16 protein-coding genes are annotated in these 16,085 nt (G+C 73.4%); 5 read left to right on the top strand and 11 right to left on the bottom strand.

Features of this window, described 5'->3' with window-relative positions:
* Window positions 1-53: 53 nt before the first annotated feature.
* From mshC to ACFU0Y_RS11215, 3 genes are all read right to left on the bottom strand, one after another.
* On the bottom strand, window positions 54-1,337 hold the full coding sequence (gene mshC / locus ACFU0Y_RS11225; protein ID WP_380214585.1) for a cysteine--1-D-myo-inosityl 2-amino-2-deoxy-alpha-D-glucopyranoside ligase: 1,284 nt from the start codon (window positions 1,335-1,337) through the stop codon (window positions 54-56).
* A 98-nt stretch (window positions 1,338-1,435) separates the two neighbouring features.
* Window positions 1,436-2,266, bottom strand: a complete 831-nt coding sequence (locus ACFU0Y_RS11220) for an undecaprenyl-diphosphate phosphatase (protein ID WP_380214584.1) — start codon at window positions 2,264-2,266, stop codon at window positions 1,436-1,438.
* Window positions 2,267-2,373: 107 nt separating this feature from the next.
* On the bottom strand, window positions 2,374-2,757 hold the full coding sequence (locus ACFU0Y_RS11215; RefSeq protein ID WP_380214583.1) for a primosomal protein: 384 nt from the start codon (window positions 2,755-2,757) through the stop codon (window positions 2,374-2,376).
* 40 nt (window positions 2,758-2,797) lie between these two features.
* Here ACFU0Y_RS11215 and ACFU0Y_RS11210 point away from each other — a divergent pair, with 40 nt between their 5' ends.
* The gene (locus ACFU0Y_RS11210; RefSeq protein WP_380214582.1) at window positions 2,798-3,031 is read left to right on the top strand and encodes a DUF5703 family protein; all 234 of its coding nucleotides are present in this window, start codon (window positions 2,798-2,800) and stop codon (window positions 3,029-3,031) included.
* A gap of 8 nt (window positions 3,032-3,039) precedes the next feature.
* Here the strand turns inward: ACFU0Y_RS11210 and ACFU0Y_RS11205 are convergent, their stop codons facing one another.
* From ACFU0Y_RS11205 to ACFU0Y_RS11195, 3 genes are all read right to left on the bottom strand, one after another.
* On the bottom strand, window positions 3,040-4,266 hold the full coding sequence (locus ACFU0Y_RS11205) for an acyl-CoA dehydrogenase family protein (protein WP_380214581.1): 1,227 nt from the start codon (window positions 4,264-4,266) through the stop codon (window positions 3,040-3,042).
* A 104-nt stretch (window positions 4,267-4,370) separates the two neighbouring features.
* Window positions 4,371-5,708 (bottom strand): M20/M25/M40 family metallo-hydrolase, encoded by a 1,338-nt coding sequence (locus ACFU0Y_RS11200; RefSeq protein ID WP_380214580.1) that lies wholly within the window; start codon window positions 5,706-5,708, stop codon window positions 4,371-4,373.
* 38 nt (window positions 5,709-5,746) lie between these two features.
* The gene (locus ACFU0Y_RS11195; RefSeq protein WP_380214579.1) at window positions 5,747-6,181 is read right to left on the bottom strand and encodes a hypothetical protein; all 435 of its coding nucleotides are present in this window, start codon (window positions 6,179-6,181) and stop codon (window positions 5,747-5,749) included.
* Between the two features lie 455 nt (window positions 6,182-6,636).
* Between ACFU0Y_RS11195 and ACFU0Y_RS11190 the strand changes: the two genes are divergently transcribed.
* Window positions 6,637-7,773, top strand: a complete 1,137-nt coding sequence (locus tag ACFU0Y_RS11190; RefSeq protein WP_380214578.1) for a CAP domain-containing protein — start codon at window positions 6,637-6,639, stop codon at window positions 7,771-7,773.
* Window positions 7,774-7,821: 48 nt separating this feature from the next.
* Here the strand turns inward: ACFU0Y_RS11190 and ACFU0Y_RS11185 are convergent, their stop codons facing one another.
* The 4 genes from ACFU0Y_RS11185 to ACFU0Y_RS11170 all read right to left on the bottom strand — a co-directional run bounded on the left by ACFU0Y_RS11185 (window position 7,822) and on the right by ACFU0Y_RS11170 (window position 11,476).
* Window positions 7,822-8,829: an NAD(P)-dependent alcohol dehydrogenase gene (locus ACFU0Y_RS11185; protein WP_380214577.1), complete on the bottom strand. Its 1,008-nt coding sequence runs from the start codon at window positions 8,827-8,829 to the stop codon at window positions 7,822-7,824.
* 176 nt (window positions 8,830-9,005) lie between these two features.
* Window positions 9,006-9,749: an MBL fold metallo-hydrolase gene (locus tag ACFU0Y_RS11180; RefSeq protein ID WP_380214576.1), complete on the bottom strand. Its 744-nt coding sequence runs from the start codon at window positions 9,747-9,749 to the stop codon at window positions 9,006-9,008.
* A gap of 87 nt (window positions 9,750-9,836) precedes the next feature.
* Window positions 9,837-10,535 (bottom strand): type 1 glutamine amidotransferase domain-containing protein, encoded by a 699-nt coding sequence (locus ACFU0Y_RS11175; protein WP_380214575.1) that lies wholly within the window; start codon window positions 10,533-10,535, stop codon window positions 9,837-9,839.
* A 68-nt stretch (window positions 10,536-10,603) separates the two neighbouring features.
* Entirely contained in the window at window positions 10,604-11,476 is an 873-nt protein-coding gene (locus ACFU0Y_RS11170; protein WP_380214574.1) for an aldo/keto reductase, read from the bottom strand.
* 179 nt (window positions 11,477-11,655) lie between these two features.
* On the opposite strand from ACFU0Y_RS11170, the gene ACFU0Y_RS11165 reads away from it, so the two are divergent.
* Window positions 11,656-12,630, top strand: a complete 975-nt coding sequence (locus ACFU0Y_RS11165; RefSeq protein WP_380214573.1) for an SDR family NAD(P)-dependent oxidoreductase — start codon at window positions 11,656-11,658, stop codon at window positions 12,628-12,630.
* On the opposite strand, the gene ACFU0Y_RS11160 is transcribed toward ACFU0Y_RS11165, so the two are convergent.
* Complete coding sequence (locus ACFU0Y_RS11160; RefSeq protein ID WP_380214572.1) at window positions 12,605-13,240, bottom strand: hypothetical protein; 636 nt, start codon at window positions 13,238-13,240, stop codon at window positions 12,605-12,607. The genes ACFU0Y_RS11165 and ACFU0Y_RS11160 overlap by 26 nt on opposite strands.
* Window positions 13,241-13,375: 135 nt before the next feature.
* Here ACFU0Y_RS11160 and ACFU0Y_RS11155 point away from each other — a divergent pair, with 135 nt between their 5' ends.
* On the top strand, window positions 13,376-14,104 hold the full coding sequence (locus tag ACFU0Y_RS11155) for a TetR/AcrR family transcriptional regulator (RefSeq protein WP_380214571.1): 729 nt from the start codon (window positions 13,376-13,378) through the stop codon (window positions 14,102-14,104).
* On the top strand, window positions 14,101-15,786 hold the full coding sequence (locus ACFU0Y_RS11150; RefSeq protein ID WP_380214570.1) for an MDR family MFS transporter: 1,686 nt from the start codon (window positions 14,101-14,103) through the stop codon (window positions 15,784-15,786). Before ACFU0Y_RS11155 ends, ACFU0Y_RS11150 begins: the two co-directional genes overlap by 4 nt.
* The last annotated feature ends 299 nt before the right edge of the window (window positions 15,787-16,085 follow it).

Raw genomic sequence — 16,085 nt, 5'->3', positions numbered from 1 at the left:
GCTGACGGGTGCCGCCCCTCCGGCGTCCTGCGGGACCCGATGCGCGGAACGGCTCAGAGCTCCATGCCGAGCCGGGCGTCCACCAGGTCCCGGACCAGCCGGGCGTCCGCCCCGGAGGACCCGGCGGTGCCGGCGGTCAGGGCGTCGGCGGCCCACGCGTCCAGGGCCGCCAGTGCCGCGGGCGCGTCGAGGTCGTCGGACAGGGCGGTGCGCACCGCCTGCAGCAGCGGGGCCGCGCTGCCCTCCGGGGCCACGGCCAGGGCGCGGCGCCACGCGTCCACGCGGGCGACGGCGCCGGCCAGCACGAGGTCGGTCCAGTACCAGTCGTCGGTGTAGCGGTGGGCCAGGATCGCGGTGCGGATCACGGCGGGGTCCACCCCCCGGGCCCGCAGCGCGGACACGAGCACGAGGTTGCCCTTGGACTTGGACATCTTCTCCCCGTCGAGCCCGACCATCCCGGTGTGCAGGAAGTGCCGGGCCATGGGTCTGCCGGTCAGCGCCCAGCAGTGCCCGGCGCCCATCTCGTGGTGCGGGAACACGAGGTCCGAGCCGCCGCCCTGCACGGTGAACGGCGCGGGCAGGTGCTCGAGGGCGATGAGCGAGCACTCGATGTGCCAGCCCGGGCGCCCCGGGCCCAGCGACGCGCCGTCCCAGGCCGGCTCTCCCGGGCGCTCCGCGCGCCACAGCAGCGGATCCAGCCGGTGCCGCTTGCCCGGGCGCTCGGGGTCCCCGCCGCGCTCGGCGAACAGCGGCAGCATCTGCTCGGGCGTCAGGTGGGAGACGTCGCCGAGCACCCACGCGTCGTCGTCGGCGGCGGGCAGAGCGCCGGCGGCCTCCACGTCGAAGTAGACGTCCCCGTCCGGCTCGCCGTCCCGGCCCGCCACCCGGTAGGCGAGGTCGCGCGCCACGAGGCTCTCGACGGCGGGCACGATCCGGTCGACGGCCTCGGTCGCGCCCACGTAGTGCTGGGGCGGCAGGACGTTGAGCGCGCTCATGTCGGTGCGGAACAGCTCGGTCTGCTCGGCGGCGAGCTCACGCCAGTCCACGCCCGTGGCCTCGGCCCGCTCCAGCAGGGGGTCGTCCACGTCGGTGACGTTCTGCACGTAGTCCACCGGCGTCCCCGCGTCGAGCCAGGCGCGGTGCAGGAGGTCGAAGGCCACGTACGTGGCGGCGTGCCCCATGTGGGTGGCGTCGTACGGGGTGATCCCGCACACGTAGAGGCTCGCCCGCTCCTGCCGGGGCAGCTCCACCCGTCGCCGCAGCCGGGTGTCCTGCACGACGGGCAGGGCCGCCTCGCCGGGGAGGTCGGGGACGGGTCGGGCGGACCAGGCTTTCATGCTCACCTCGGGTGGTTCGGGGATCGGACGACGGCCGCGGGGCCTCACCCAACCTACCGGACCGGCCGGCGCCGGCCGGCCCGGAGGTGACGCACGGCTCAGGCGCTGATGACCCCCAGGCCCAGGAGCACGAAGATGACCAGGCCCAGCGCGATGCGGTACCACACGAAGATCGTGTAGCTGCGGTTGGAGATGTAGTGCATGAACCAGCCGATGATCACGTACGCCACCACGAACGCGATGCCCGTGGCCACGAACGTCTCCACCATGCCGTAGGGCCCCGCCTGCGGCTGCCCCACGGTCTGCGCCAGCTTGTACAGTCCGGAGGCGAAGACCGCCGGGATGGCCAGCAGGAACGCGTAGCGGGCCGCGGCCTCGCGCGTGTAGCCCATGAGCAGGCCCGCCGTGATCGTGCCGCCGGACCGGGAGACCCCCGGGATCAGGGCCAGCGCCTGGGCCAGCCCGAAGAGCACGCCGTGCTTGACCGTGAGGTCGTCCAGGTGCCGGGCCTGCCGGCCCACCCGGTCGGCCACGGCCAGGATGACGCCGAAGACCACCAGCATCGTGGCCGTGATCCACAGGGAGCGGAACTCGGTGTCGATGTAGTCCTCCAGCAGCAGCCCGAGCACGCCGATGGGCAGGGAGCCGAGGATGATCAGCCATCCCATCCGGGCGTCGGGGTCCGAGCGCTCCACCCGGCCCACCAGGGACAGGGTCCACTGCTTGAGGATCCGGACGATGTCCCGCCAGAAGTAGATGATCACGGCCGTCTCGGTGCCCAGCTGGGTGATGGCCGTGAACGCGGCCCCCGGGTCGGCGCTGTTGGGCAGGAGCTCGCCCACGATCCGCAGGTGCGCGGACGAGGAGACCGGGAGGAACTCGGTCAGACCCTGGACGAGGCCGAGAATGATGGTTTCGATCCAATTCACCCGGCCACCCTACGGCACCGCCCGCGCCGTCGAGAGCGGGACAGGCCCGGACGCGGCAGGAACGGCCCGCGGTGCGCGAGCCGTTCCTGGTGGTGGGGGGGCGGTCCTCAGCGCGCCGAGCGGGCCCCGTCCGTGTCGTCGAGGTCCTCGTAGTCCTCCTCGTCGACCAGGTCCTCGTCGAGCATCTCGTTGTCCTCGAGAAGCTCCTCGTCGTCGTCGTCCTCGTCGTCCTCGTCGTCCTCGTCGTCCTCGTCGTCGTCGTCCGAGCCGTCGTCGTCGGAGTCGTCCTCCTCCGCGAACACGGTCAGCGGGGTGACCTCGTCGTAGGCGTCGTAGAGCGCCTCCTCGTAGGCGTCGAAGGCGTCGGCGATGGCGATGTAGGCGCCGTCGACCGCGGGATCGTCGTCGCTGCGCCGGTTGGACGCGGCGACGAGGTGTTCTTCGAAGGCGCTCACGAGGGCCTGCAGCGCGGCACGAGGATCATTGCTCATGGAGTAGACGTTAGCGCTATTCCGTGCAGAATGGGGACCGATGAGAGAACAAGTCCGGACCAGCTCGGCGACCCTCACCAGGGACGTCGACCAGCGCTACGAGTACCTTCTGCTGACCGTGGCCCCCCACGAGTCGGTCGGCGACGCGAGGGCCCGGCTCAGCGAGCACGCCGAGTACGGCAAGTGGGAGCTGACCCGGTCCGTGCTGCTCTACGGCGGCACCCGGAAGTACTGGCTGCGCCGCCGGGTGATGCGCGTGGAGCGCACCGCCTGAGGCCGGGCTCAGTCCCCGACCGGGCCCAGCAGCGACGTGGCCACGGCCGCGTGCACGGACTCGCTGTCGGACGGGTGGTAGATCCCCGCCAGCACGTCCCGGTACAGCCGCTCCAGCTCCCGGCCCCGCGAGTACTGGGCGCCGCCGGCGGTGCGCACCGCGAGGTCCACCACCTCGCGGGCCGCCTCGGTGGCCCGGTGCTTGACCCCGGAGAACAGCAGGAACCAGCGGGGACCGTGGTCCGGGGCGGCGCCGGTGCCGAGGGCGTCCACGTCGGCGGCGAGCCGCTCCAGCTGCAGCTCCACGCCGTCGCGCAGGAGCGCGGCCTCGGCGATCCGCCAGCGGACGTCGGGGTGCTCGGCCCGGGGGACTCCCCCGCCGCGGGAGCGCCGGGCGACGGCGATCTCCACGGCCAGCTCCACGGCACGGTCCGCGATCCCGGTGTAGACGGCGGCCAGGAGCAGCTCGAAGCACCCGAAGATCCCCCAGACCAGCGGGTCCGGGTTCGGCCCCACCGGGGTGCGCGTGAGCACCTGCGCCGCAGGCATCGGCACGGAGCGCAGCACCGTGGTGCGGGACTGCGAGGCCCGCATGCCCATGGTGTCCCAGTCGTCGAGGACCTCGATGCCCTCCGCGGCCCGGTCGAGGAGGCCGAACACCAGCGGGGTGCCCTCCTCGGTGTCGTCGCGGGCGTGCACGATCAACCGGGTCCACACCGGCGAGAGCGAGGTGAAGATCTTGGTGCCCGTGACCCGGTAGCCGTCCTCGGCAGGCACCGCGGTGGTGTCGGAGTCGAAGAGCACGGAGTCGTTGCCGGCCTCGGAGATGCCGAAGGCGAAGATTTCCCCCGCCGCGGCCGGCTCGAAGATCCGGTCGGCCCGGGCGTCCCCGCGCAGTCGCAGGGTGTGCGCCACACCGACCAGGACGTGGTGCATGTTGATCCCCAGTGCGGTGGCCGGGGCGGCCGCGGCGAGGCGCCGCTGCGCGGCGACGGCCTGCCGCAGCGTGAACCCGAGTCCGCCCCGGTCGCGGGGCACCAGCATCAGCGGATAGCCGATGCGCACCAGGTCCGCGAAGTCCTCGTCGAAGAACCGGTTGTCCCGGTCGTAGCCGGCGGCGCGCTCGCGGAACGTCGCCAGCAGGTCGTCGGGGAGCAGGGTCTCGGGCACCAGGTCCGCGGCCGCGCGGTCCTCGCGCGTCTCGGGCGCGGGGTCCGTCCCGGTGGCGTGGGGCATCTCGTTCCTCTCGGGTCGTCGGGGGTCGTGGGCGCCCCGGTGGCCGTGCGGCGGTGTGGGCCCACAGGGCTGAGCGCAGAGTTCCGGAGCGGCCCGGTCCCGGATCAGTACCGGGTCAGCAGCCGGTGCAGCACGCGGGAGCCGAACTCCAGGGAGTCCGTGGGCACACGCTCGTCCACCCCGTGGAACATGGCCGGGAAGTCCAGCTCGTCGGGCAGGCGCAGCGGCACGAATCCGTAGCCGGTGATCCCGAGCGGGTCCAGGGACTTGTTGTCCGTCCCGCCGGAGAGCATGTACGGCAGCACGACGGCCTCGGGGTCCTCGGCGTGCAGCGCGTCGACCATGGCGTCGACCACGGTGCCGGAGAACGGCACCTCGAGGGCGATGTCGTCCGACTCGAACTCGAAGGACACCCCGTCCCCCGCGAGCTCCGCGAGCTTCGCGAGCACGATCTCCCGCTGGCCCGGCAGGTAGCGCACGTCCAGCCCCGCCTGGGCGGAACCGGGGATGACGTTAACCTTGTAGCCGGCCTCGAGCATCGTGGGGTTCGCGGTGGTCTGCAGGGTCGCGCCCACGAACCGGGCCACGGAGCCGAGCTCGGCCAGCAGCCGCTGGGGGTTCTGGGGGTCGAACTCCACGCCCGTCAGCTCGGTGACCGAGTCGAGGAAGGCACGGGTCGTCTTGGTGAGCTCGATGGGCCACTGGTGCTCGCCGATGTTGGCGAGCGCCCTCGAGAGCCGGGTGACCGGGTTGTCGTCGTTGATCTGGGAGCCGTGCCCCGCCGTGCCCTGCGCGTTGAGGCGCAGCCACATGAGTCCCTTCTCCGCCGTCTGCAGCAGGTAGGCGCGCCGGCCGCCGATGGTGGCCGAGTAGCCGCCGACCTCGCTGATGGCGTCGGTCACGCCGTCGAAGAGAGCGCGGTGGTGCTCGGCGATCCAGTGGGAGCCGTAGACCATGCCGGCCTCCTCGTCCGCGAAGAACCCGAAGACGATGTCCCGCCGCGGCCGCTGGCCGGTGCGGACCATGTGGCGCAGCACCGAGATCATCATCGCGTCCATGTCCTTCATGTCCACGGCGCCGCGGCCCCAGATCATGCCGTCCCGGATCTCGCCCCCGAACGGGTCCACGGACCAGTCGGCCGCGATCGCGGGCACCACGTCGAGGTGGCCGTGCACGAGCAGGGCGTCGGCGGAGGAATCCGTGCCCTCGATCCGCGCGAAGACGTTGGCCCGGCCGGGCGCGGACTCGAGCACGGTCGTGGCGACGCCGACCTCCTCGATGAGCCCGGCGACGTACTCCGCGGCCCGCCGCTCCCCCTTGGCGTCACCGCTGCCGTAGTTGGAGGTGTCGATGCGGATGAGGTTGCGGCAGATCTCGACGGTCTCGCCCTCGGGCGACGACGCCGTGGCCGCCGCGGCGGGAACGGTCTGCGGATCGGTCATGGCGGTCCTTCCTGGGATTCCTGGTGGGAGGGTGGGGCTCAGCGGGCGGCGGTGTCGCTGCCGGGGTAGTCCAGCAGCACGAGGCGCCCGGACTCCTCGACCACGAGGACCTCCTCCGTCCGCCCCGGGGCCACCTCGGGGGCGACCTCGACCCGGTGCCCGTCCGCGGTCGCGGCGGCCTCGCCCCGGACGGCGAGGTCCTCGTAGGAGGAGGTGTCGGGGTGCCGGCGCTCGAGGAGGACGTCGCAGTACTGCGACCTGCCCTCCGTGCTCCGGTGCACGAGGTCGTGGGACAGCAGCGAGCACGCGCCGTCCCAGTCGCGCGCGGCCATCGCGTCGACGAACGCCTGCACGGTGCCCTCGGGGGTGTCGAGGTCGGGGCCGCACCCGGTCGCGCCCACGACGGCGGCGAGCACCAGGAGCACCCGGGACGGGCCCCGGATCCCGGTGGTGCGGGTGGCGTGGACGGTCATCGGGCTCCTCTCCGGGGGTGCGCTCCCAGCCTATCGTCACCCGTCCCGCACCGTTCGCCGCGCGGGCGCCGGGAGGCAACCCGCGGCGGAGCGAACGGTCGCGCCCCGGCCCGGCAGCCCCCGGCAGCTCCGTGGACCGCCCCGCGGCGGACTTCTCGAGCACGTGGGAACCGCCCACCATAACCAGGGGACGGCGGGCCTTCCGGTTCATTCCGTGATGTCGCCGTTATTGTTCCGTGATAGACGAAACAATTTCACACACTTCCTATGTGCAATAGGAATTCCCTAGCATTTCCCTGGGCGCCTTCCCCAGCCCAATCTGTCTCGTCGTCCGGCCGGACGACGATAGCCCCCCGCCGCGCGGAACCCCCAATTTTCCGTGCGTGCAGACAGACCAGGAAGCAGAAGCACCCATGGCGAAACATCGCTGCGCTCCCGCGCGCCGTCACGGCCGCATGGCCGCTCTGGCCCTCTCCGCCGGCATCGGCGTCAGCACTCTGGCCGGCACCTCCTTGCTGGCCGCCCCGGCGGCCCAGGCCGCCGCCCAGGACATCGTCGCGGTGGACGCGGCCACCCGGCAGGCCGACGCCCAGATCATCCTCGACGAGATCAACCGCTACCGCGAGTCCCTCGGCCTCAGACCGCTCAAGTACTCGGCCACCCTGTCCCAGGTGGTGCAGAAGGAGTCGGACCGGCAGGTGGTCGAGGAGAAGTTCTCCCACAGCACCGCCTTCCTGACCGACCCGCGGACCGGACCGTGGACGAGCGCCAACGAGGTCATCGCCCTGGAGCATCACCGGGACGTGCGCGCGCTGGTGAAGTGGTGGAAGTCCTCGGCCGCCCACGACAAGGCGCTGAAGGACCCCCGGCACGAGGTGATCGGCATCGGCCTCACCTACGCGGACGGCCGGCTGGAGAACACGGGCCAGCCCTGGCAGGTGCTCTCCACCGTCAACCTCTACGGGTACGCCAACGGCGGCGCGCCCGCGGACGCCTCGACGCGGGTGAACGGGGCGCCGGTCTCCCTCACCGAGACTCCGACGCCGGTCCAGCCCCCGGCGGGCTTCGGCGTGGGCGGCGCCATCGGCGCGAAGTACCACGCCCTGGGCGGCGCCCCGGTCGTCGGCCAGCCCGTGACGGCCGAGGTCGGCGGGCTGCGCGCCGGCGGCGTCTATCAGGAGTTCTCGCTGAACGGACGCAAGTCCACCCTGTACTGGAGCCCCGCCACGGGGGCCCACCGGGTCGAGAACGCCACGGTCATCGGGCAGAAGTTCGTGGCCGCGGGACGGGAGAACGGCTACGGCTTCCCGACCACGGAGGAGCGCCGGCTCGCCGACGGCTCCTCCTACCAGGTCTTCTCCCGGGACGGGGTGCTGACCAAGGTGCTGTGGACGCGCGCCCACGGCGCACGGGCGGTGAACGAGACCGGCGCCATCGGCCGTGCCTGGAAGGCGGCCGGCTTCGAGCGCGGCTACGGCTACCCGGTCACCGACGAGATCCGCTCCGGGACCACCGTCTACCAGCGCTTCTCCAACGGGTACAAGGTGAACTGGTCCCCGGCGACCGGGCAGGTGTGGGTCACCGGCTGGTGAGCCGTGCGCCCCGGTGCCGGGCACCGGGGCGCATCCCGGGCGCCCGGCTCAGTGCTCGAGCACGATCTTGCCGAAGTGGCGGGCCGACTCCATCTCCCGGAAGGCGTCCGCGGCGTCGGCCAACCGGTGGCGCCGGTCGATCACCGGGTGCAGCCCGGTCGCCTCGAGGGCGCGCACGAGGTCGGCCTGGTCCCGGCGGCTGCCCACCAGCAGTCCCTGGAGCCGCACCTGGCGCGCCATGAGCAGGGCCGTGGGGACGTCCCCGGCCGTTCCGGTGAGCACGCCGATCAGGGAGACGTGGCCGCCGACCCGGACGGCCCGGAGGGACTGCGCCAGCGTGCCCGGCCCGCCGACCTCGATCACGTGGTCCGCGCCGCGCCCACCCGTGAGCTCCCGGACGGCGCGTCCCCACTCGGGGGTCTCGCGGTAGTTGATGACGTGGTGCGCGCCGAGCTGCCGGACGCGGTCGAGCTTCTCGTCCGACGAGGACGTGACCACGACGGTGGCGCCCATGGCGCGGGCGAGCTGCACGGCGTAGACCGAGACGCCGCCGGTCCCCAGGGCCAGGACCACGTCCCCCGCCCGGAGACCGCCCTCCACCACCAGTGAGCGCCATGCGGTCACGCCGGCGGTGGTGATGGTCGCGGCCTCGGCGTGCGACCACCCGGCGGGCGCGTGCGTGAACCAGGTGGCGGGACGGACCACCGCCTCGCGGCCGTAGCCGTCGAGGCCGTCGCCGGGGACCCGCCGGAAGTCGCCGTCCACGGGCGGTCCGTCCTGCCACAGGGGGAAGAAGCAGGAGACCACGGCGTCGCCCGCCGCGAACTCCCCCACGCCCTCCCCCACGGCCTCGACCACGCCGGCGCCGTCGGCCATCGGGATGCGCCCGTCCTCGGTCCGCGTCCCGCCGGAGACCACGAGGTAGTCGTGGTAGTTCAGGGAGCTCGCGAGCACGCGGACGCGGATCTCCCCGGGCCCCGGCGCACCGGGGTCGGGCGCGTCCACGAGCTCGAGCCGGTCCAGGCCGCCGGGGGCGGAGACGGTCAGTTGCTTCACGAGAGGTCCTCCGGGGAGTGCGGGGTCGTCGGTCGCCGCCCACGATAGCCCTCACCCCGGGGCCTGTCATCAGCACGCTTCTGGTCTCCGGTCGGCCCCGGGCCGCGCGGCAGGGGCCGGGAGGATGCTCCCGGGGACCGGTCCCGCGCCCGTCGACCGTGTCCGGCCGGCGCTCCTCAGTGGGCGCCCACCGCGCGGGCGTGGCGCGCCGCGGCCTCGGCGCCCTGCGTCCAGCGCTCGCCGTGGCCGGGCAGCACGGTGCGCGTCCCGGTCGCGGCCACCGCGTCCAGGGAGTCGAGGGCCACGGCGGTGTCCTTCGTCGCGGCCGCGGCCACGATCTGCGGACCCCGCCGGCCGGTGTAGGGGTCCAGCGTCACCAGGGCGTCCCCGCTGAGCACGGTCCCCCGACCGGGCACGTCGAGGACGCAGTGCCCGTCCGTGTGGCCCGGGGTGTGCACCACCACGGGACGGCCCGGGACCGGCAGGACCGCACCGGCCACGAGCGGGTGGAGATCCCGGATCCCCTTGACCGCGAGGGCCCCGGCGGCCGCCATGCGCCCGAGCAGCGGCAGGGACCGCGGGTGCGTGAACGGGTACAGGAAGCGGTTGCGCTCGGGCCGGTACCGGTACGGGTGGGCGGCCAGCCGCGCGTCGTCCGGGTGTCCGTGCACGGGCAGCCGCCACTCCTGCTGCGCGCGGCGGGCGAAGCCCACGTGGTCGAAGTGGGCGTGCGTGAGCACCAGCGCCCGGACCTCGTCGGGGCGCCGCCCGCGCTCCTCGAGCGCGGCCAGCAGCATGGGCCACATGCTCGGCAGACCGGCGTCCACGAGGGTGACGCCGTCCTCGTCCTCGAGCAGGTAGCAGTTGACGTGGGCGTGGGTGAGGCGATGGATGCCGTCGGCGACGTCGGGGGTGAACATGGGTCTCCTCACTCGATCAGTGTGCTGATCATACCCGGCGGCCCCCGGCACGGGCAGGGGACCGCACCGTCCGCCGTGCGGTCCCGGTCAGTCGGCCAGCGCCTCCAGGAGGACGTCGGCGACGGCCTGGCTCGAGCCGGGGTTCTGGCCGCTGATCAGATTGGCGTCGCGGACGACGTGGCTGGCCCAGGCGGGTCCGGTCTCGACGACGGCTCCCTTCTCCCGCAGCACGGTCTCGAGGAACCAGGGCGTGTTGTCCCCGGTGCCGCCGGTGAGCTCCTCCTGGTTGGTGAAGGCGGTCAGCCTTCGGCCCGCGAACAGGAAGGTCCCGTCGTCCTGGGCGCTGAGCAGGCCGGCGGGGCCGTGGCAGAACGGGGCGATGAGCCGCCCGGTGCGGTCCGCGGTGGCGAGGATCCGGCCGAGCGAGGGGTCGTGGACGAGGTCGGCCATGGGGCCGTGGCCGCCGGGCAGGACCACGGCGTCGTAGTCGTGTGCGTCGACGTCGGCCAGGACCCCGGGGGCGGAGAGCTCCGCGTCGATCTCCTGCAGGTAGGCGCGGAACTCGTCGGCCCGCTCCGGGCCCCCGGTCGCGTCCGGGGCGAGGCTGCTCCCGTCCACGGTGGGCCGGCGCCCGCCGGGGGTGGCGAGGTCGACGGTGTGGCCGGCGCGGCGCAGCGCCCGGTGGGCGACGACGAGCTCCTCCGCCCAGAACCCGGTGGGGTGCTCGGTGCCGTCCCGCATGGTGAGGGAGTCGGCGGCCGAGACGATCATCAGAACACGGGCCATGATGGTCAGCTCCTCTGCGTGTGGTGTCCGTCCGGGTGGGATGTGTCCGGGTCGCCGGGCGGGGCGGATCAGCCGGCGGCGGTGAGTTCCGCGTAGCTGGCGTCGTCGAGCTGGAGGGCGGCGGCGCCCATGTTCTCCTCCAGGTGCTCGAGGGAGGCGGTGCCGGGGATGGGCATGAGCGCCGGGGAGTGCCGGAGCAGCCAGGCCAGGGCGACCTGGGCGGTGGTGGCGCCGAGCCGCTGGGCGGCCCGGTCGACGGGTCCGCCCGGGCGGGCCAGCTCCCCCGCGGCGATCGGCGCCCAGGGGATGAAGCCGATGCCGTGGGCCGTGGCGTGGTCCAGGACGTCCTGGGAGGTGCGGTCGGTGAGGTTGTAGCGGTTCTGGACCGTGGCGACCGTGAAGTGCCGTCCGGCGGTCTCGAGCTGCTCGACCGTGACCTCCGACAGGCCCAGGGCCCTGACCTTGCCCTCCTGCTGGAGCTCGCGCAGGACGCCGAACTGCTCCTCGGCCGGGACGGCCGGGTCCACGCGGTGGAGCTGGAGCAGGTCGAGGGTCTCGACGCGGAGCTTGCGCAGGCTCAGCTCCGTCTGCTGGCGGAGGTACTCGGGCCGGCCCAGCGGGATCCACTTCCGGGGCCCGGTGCGGGCGAAGCCGACCTTGGTGGCGATGCGCAGGCCTTCGGGATAGGGGTGGAGGGCCTCGGCGATGATCTGCTCGCTGACGTCGGGGCCGTAGGCGTCGGCGGTGTCGATGAAGTCCACGCCGAGCTCGACGGCGCGGCGCACCACGCGCAGGGCGTTGGCCCGGTCGGCGGGCTCGCCCCAGACGCCCTCGCCGACGATGCGCATGGCGCCGAAGCCCAGGCGGTGGACGGTGCCGAGGTCGTGGAGCTCGATGGTGCCGGGCACGGGTCCGGCGGTGGTCCGGGGTTTGTCCGTCATGCGTGCCGCAACGAGTCCGCCCCCGTGCTTATTCCGTGCTCGTTCCGTCGGGCGGCCGACGGGAGGAACCCGGCGGAGGGTCCGGCGGGGTCGGTGGGGCGTCCGATGGTGGGCCCGGTGGTGGGCCCGGGCGGCGTGGCTATGCTGGCCGGGATTCCGGCACCACCGAGGAGGACACCATGGACCAGCACGACGACCAGCACGACGACCAGCACGACGACCAGCACGACGACCAGCACGACGACCAGCACGACGACCAGCACGACGACCGGTCCCCCGAGCCGGGGGCCGAGCGGCACGGCGAGCGCCGAGGTGGCCGGCGCACGGTGGTGATCACCGGGGCGAGCGACGGCATCGGCGCGGCCGCGGCACGGGCGCTGGCGGAGGGCGGCCACGACGTCGTCGTCGTCGGCCGCTCGGAGCGCAAGACCGCGGCCGTGGCCGGCCCGCTCGGGGTCCTGCACTTCAGCGCGGACTTCGCCCGGCTCGACGACGTGCGCCGGCTCGCCCACGACCTGCAGGAGGCCGTCCCGCGGATCGACGTCCTGGTCAACAACGCCGGGGGGATCTTCGACCGCCGGGAGCTCACGCCCGACGGGCACGAGCGCACCTGGCAGGTCAACCACCTGGCGCCCTTCCTGCTCACGCACCTGCTGCTCGACGGGCTCCTGGCGGAGGGCGCCGCGGTGCTCACCACCTCCAGCATCGCGTCCCACGTCGGGCGGCTCTCGCCGGAGACCCTCGTCGACGACCGGCGCTGGTCCCCCCAGCGGGCCTACGCGGACACGAAGCTCGCCAACATCCTGTTCACGCGCGGTCTCGACCGTCGGTACGGGGCGCAGGGCCTCGCGGCCGCGGCCTTCCATCCCGGCGGTGTGGCGACGAACTTCGCCTCCGGCAGCACCACCGCCCTGGGTCTGCTCTACCGCACGCGCCTGGGGCGGCGGCTGATGATCACTCCGGAGCAGGGCGCGGAGACCCTGGTGTGGCTGGCCGGGAGCAGCGCCGGCAGCGACTGGCGCTCCGGGGGCTACTACGAGAAGAAGAAGCCGGCCCGTGCCCCGTCCCGCGCGGCCGACGACGCGCTCGGGGACGCCCTGTGGCGGCGCAGCGCCGAGCTCGTGGGCATCACCCCGGGGCGTCCGGCCGGCTGAGCACCAGGGCGTCGACCTTCGCCCAGAGCTGCTCGACGGTCCCGTCGTTGACGAGCACGGCGGTGATCCAGCGCGGGTCGACGCCGGCCTCGGAGGGGTGCGGGTCCTCGGCGGCGGTCGCCCCGGGACGGACCACGTGCACCACCCGCCCCCCGGCGGCGGTGATGGCCTGGGCCTCGACGTCGAAGCGCACGTCCGTGAACACCACCGGCCCGCCCAGCCGCCGGGCCGTCTCCAGTCCGCGGTCCGCCCACACCGTCTCCCCGAAGACCGCCTTGCCCGCCTCGTTGCCGACCTTCTGCAGCAGGGTCCGGATCTCACGGTGGACGGGATCGCGTGCCTCGTCCTTGAGCAGGCCCCAGTCCCCGCCGGCCTCCGCCAGCACCGTGGCCAGCCGCAGGGGCCTGCCGTCCCGGACGCCGACGAGGGGGTCCAGCTCGGTGAGGAAGAGCCGCAGCGGATCCGCGAAGGCCACCCGGGCGTAGCCGTGCCTGCTCACCAGGCGGTCCCCGCAGGTGTCCTTGCCCGACTGCTTGCGCCCGTGCAGCCCGATCAGCCGCGGGCGGGTGTCCGGTGGCGGCTGATCGGCGGGTGTCGTGGCTGGTGTCATGGCGGGTCTCCTCCGGTCGTGCGCCGACGGGGTCCAGCGTACGGGCGGGTGCCCGGAGGCTGCTCGGGCGGCGTCCCGGCGAAATTGCACTATACTGACTTCAGTGCAATATCACGTCGATCCCAGGACTCTCCGATGACGGACGGCCCGCGCGAACAGCGCATGCGGCGGACCCGGGGCGCCCTCGTCGCCGGTGCCCGCCGGCTGACCGCCGAGCGCGGACTCGCCGGCTTCACCGTGGAGGAGCTCTGCGCGGACGTCGGGATCTCCCGCCGGAGCTTCTTCAACTACTTCGCCTCCAAGGACGACGCCGTGCTGGGCACCCCGGCCCGGGACCCGCTCGAGGCCTTCGGCGCGGAGTTCGTGGCCGGCGGCTCGGCGCCGGACGGGCCCCCGCTGCTGACGGCCCTGCAGGAGCTGGTCGTGCGCTCCTTCGCCGTGATGGAGGGCCCCCAGGACCGGACGCTGCTGCTGGACGTGCTGCGCCGCGAACCGGCGCTGCTCCAACGGCTCACCGAGACCATGGACCGCCGGCTGGCCGACCTGACGCAGCTCATCGCCCACCGGCAGGGCTGCGCGGACGGGGATCCGTTTCCCGGCGTGGCCGCCGCCGTCGTCGCCCACCTCGCGGGGCACACCGTGCACGAGCTCCTCGAGAGCCGGCCGGCCGGCGCCGATCCGGACGGTTCCCCGCCCCTGGCGGAGTTCGCGGAGCGGCTGGCGCGCAACGTCCACCTCGCGGGGGTGCTGCTCCGCCCCGCCGCCACCGACCCGGGGACCACTCCGGAGGCGACCCCGAACCCTCCCCCGCACGCCGGGCCGGGCACCGCCGCCCCGTCCTCGGACACCGAAGGAAGCCCATGACCACCACCCCGCCCGCGGCCGCGCAGGACGCCCCGCTGCTGGTGCTGACCCAGAAGCGCATCTGGATCATCTTCTCCGCCCTCATCGCCGGGATGATGCTCGCCAGCCTCGACCAGACCATCGTCTCCACCGCCATGCCGACCATCGTCGGCGAACTGGGCGGCGTGGAGCACCAGGCCTGGATCACCACGGCCTATCTCCTGGCCACGACCGTCGTGATGCCCGTCTACGGCAAGTTCGGCGACGTCCTCGGCCGGCGCAACCTGTTCCTGATCGCCATCGCGCTGTTCACGCTGGCCTCGGTGGGCTGCGCCGTGGCCACCGGGTTCTGGCAGTTCGTGACCTTCCGGGCGATGCAGGGCCTCGGCGGCGGAGGACTGATGATCCTGTCCCAGGCGATCATCGCGGACATCGTCCCGGCCTCCGAGCGCGGCAAGTACATGGGGCCCCTGGGCGGCATCTTCGGGCTCTCGGCCGTGGCGGGGCCGCTGCTCGGCGGCTACTTCGTGGACCACCTCACCTGGCAGTGGGCCTTCTACATCAACGTCCCCATCGGCATCGCCGCCCTCGCCGTCGCGTGGTTCACCCTCACGCTCCCGCACAAGCGCGCCACCCGCCGGATCGACGTCGCCGGCGTCCTGCTGCTGTCCGCGGCGACCACCTGCCTCATCCTCTTCACGGAGTTCGGCGGCAGCGCCGAGCACGGCTGGGGCGCGGCGGGCACCTGGGCCTGGGCCGGCGGCATGGTCGTGGCCACGGCGCTGTTCGTGTGGAACGAGACCCGGGCCGAGGACCCGATCATCCCCCTGGGCCTGTTCCGCAACCCGGTGTTCGTCAACGCCACCGCCATCGGTCTCACGCTGGGGCTCGGGATGTTCGCCGCCATCGCGTTCGTGCCCACGTTCCTGCAGATGTCCTCCGGGACCTCCGCGGCGGAGTCCGGGCTGCTCATGGTCCCCATGATGGTCGGGCTGATGGGCACGTCGATCTGGTCCGGTCTGCGGATCTCCCGCACGGGCCGGTACAAGGGCTATCCGCCGGCCGGGACGCTCGTCACCGCCGCGGCCATGCTCGCCATGACCACGCTCGCGGCCGACACCCCGATCTGGCTGATCTGCGTCTACCTCCTCGGGTTCGGCGCCGGCCTCGGCCTGATCATGCAGGTCATCGTGCTCGTGGTGCAGAACGCCGTGGACCCGTCCCAGGTGGGCACGGCCACGAGCACCAACAACTACTTCCGCGAGGTCGGTGCGGCCCTCGGCGTGGCGATCTTCGGGGCGATCTTCACCAACAACCTCGCCGAGCGGCTCACCGCCGTCTTCACCGGCGCCGGCGCCTCGCCCGCCCAGGCCGGGGAGGCGACCGCGACCCTCGACCCGCAGACCCTGGCGCAGCTGCCCGACCCCGTGCGCGAGGGCGTCGTCACCGCCTACGCCGACTCCCTCGCCCCGGTGTTCTGGTACCTCATCCCCTTCATGCTGCTGGCCTTCCTCCTGGCGGTGTTCCTCAAGCAGATCCCCCTGTCGGACACCGCCGGCATGGTGGCCCGCGGCGAGGCGATCAGCGGCGCGGAGGCCGCGGCCCACGAGGCCCGGGTGGGCGGGGGGCTCACCCCCGGCGCGGACGGGGGCCCGGCGGACGAGGGCGCTCGCCGAGCCTCGTCCGGCACCCGCGACCCCTGACCGATCCCTGGCCCAGCCCTTCCCGGGACCGGCCCGGTGCGAGCTGGCCGAAAGACCATGTGCAGAAGGGAATGACCGGGCTAGATTGGGATCCGGGCCGGCCCCCGCCCGGCCCGGGCACCCCTGCCATCCCCCGGAAGGAACTGTCATGATCCGACTGATCGGCGAGTTCGACGCGTTCTTCAACCCCAACTTCACGGCCATCCTCGGCATGTTCTTCGACCTGGTCCGCGCGGTGCTGCTCGGCGGCTGAGCCCCGGTCCACCTCGCGCGGTCGGCGCCGCCGGAGTCCCTCCGGC

The organism is Kocuria sp. NPDC057446 (assembly GCF_042802875.1).
In the GTDB taxonomy this organism is placed as follows: domain Bacteria; phylum Actinomycetota; class Actinomycetes; order Actinomycetales; family Micrococcaceae; genus Kocuria.
Note: the sequence above shows the minus strand (reverse complement) of the source record. Positions and strands in the feature narration are given on the sequence as shown.

Bases quoted from the DNA above. Each gene is read 5' to 3' on its own strand.
- mshC (WP_380214585.1), bottom strand. From the start codon at position 1,337: ATGAAAGCCTGGTCCGCCCGACCCGTCCCCGACCTCCCCGGCGAGGCG.
- ACFU0Y_RS11215 (WP_380214583.1), bottom strand. From the start codon at position 2,757: ATGAGCAATGATCCTCGTGCCGCGCTGCAGGCCCTCGTGAGCGCCTTC.
- ACFU0Y_RS11210 (WP_380214582.1), top strand. From the start codon at position 2,798: ATGAGAGAACAAGTCCGGACCAGCTCGGCGACCCTCACCAGGGACGTC.
- ACFU0Y_RS11205 (WP_380214581.1), bottom strand. From the start codon at position 4,266: ATGCCCCACGCCACCGGGACGGACCCCGCGCCCGAGACGCGCGAGGAC.
- ACFU0Y_RS11200 (WP_380214580.1), bottom strand. From the start codon at position 5,708: ATGACCGATCCGCAGACCGTTCCCGCCGCGGCGGCCACGGCGTCGTCG.
- ACFU0Y_RS11195 (WP_380214579.1), bottom strand. From the start codon at position 6,181: ATGACCGTCCACGCCACCCGCACCACCGGGATCCGGGGCCCGTCCCGG.
- ACFU0Y_RS11190 (WP_380214578.1), top strand. From the start codon at position 6,637: ATGGCCGCTCTGGCCCTCTCCGCCGGCATCGGCGTCAGCACTCTGGCC.
- ACFU0Y_RS11180 (WP_380214576.1), bottom strand. From the start codon at position 9,749: ATGTTCACCCCCGACGTCGCCGACGGCATCCATCGCCTCACCCACGCC.
- ACFU0Y_RS11175 (WP_380214575.1), bottom strand. From the start codon at position 10,535: ATGGCCCGTGTTCTGATGATCGTCTCGGCCGCCGACTCCCTCACCATG.
- ACFU0Y_RS11170 (WP_380214574.1), bottom strand. From the start codon at position 11,476: ATGACGGACAAACCCCGGACCACCGCCGGACCCGTGCCCGGCACCATC.
- ACFU0Y_RS11165 (WP_380214573.1), top strand. From the start codon at position 11,656: ATGGACCAGCACGACGACCAGCACGACGACCAGCACGACGACCAGCAC.
- ACFU0Y_RS11160 (WP_380214572.1), bottom strand. From the start codon at position 13,240: ATGACACCAGCCACGACACCCGCCGATCAGCCGCCACCGGACACCCGC.
- ACFU0Y_RS11155 (WP_380214571.1), top strand. From the start codon at position 13,376: ATGACGGACGGCCCGCGCGAACAGCGCATGCGGCGGACCCGGGGCGCC.
- ACFU0Y_RS11150 (WP_380214570.1), top strand. From the start codon at position 14,101: ATGACCACCACCCCGCCCGCGGCCGCGCAGGACGCCCCGCTGCTGGTG.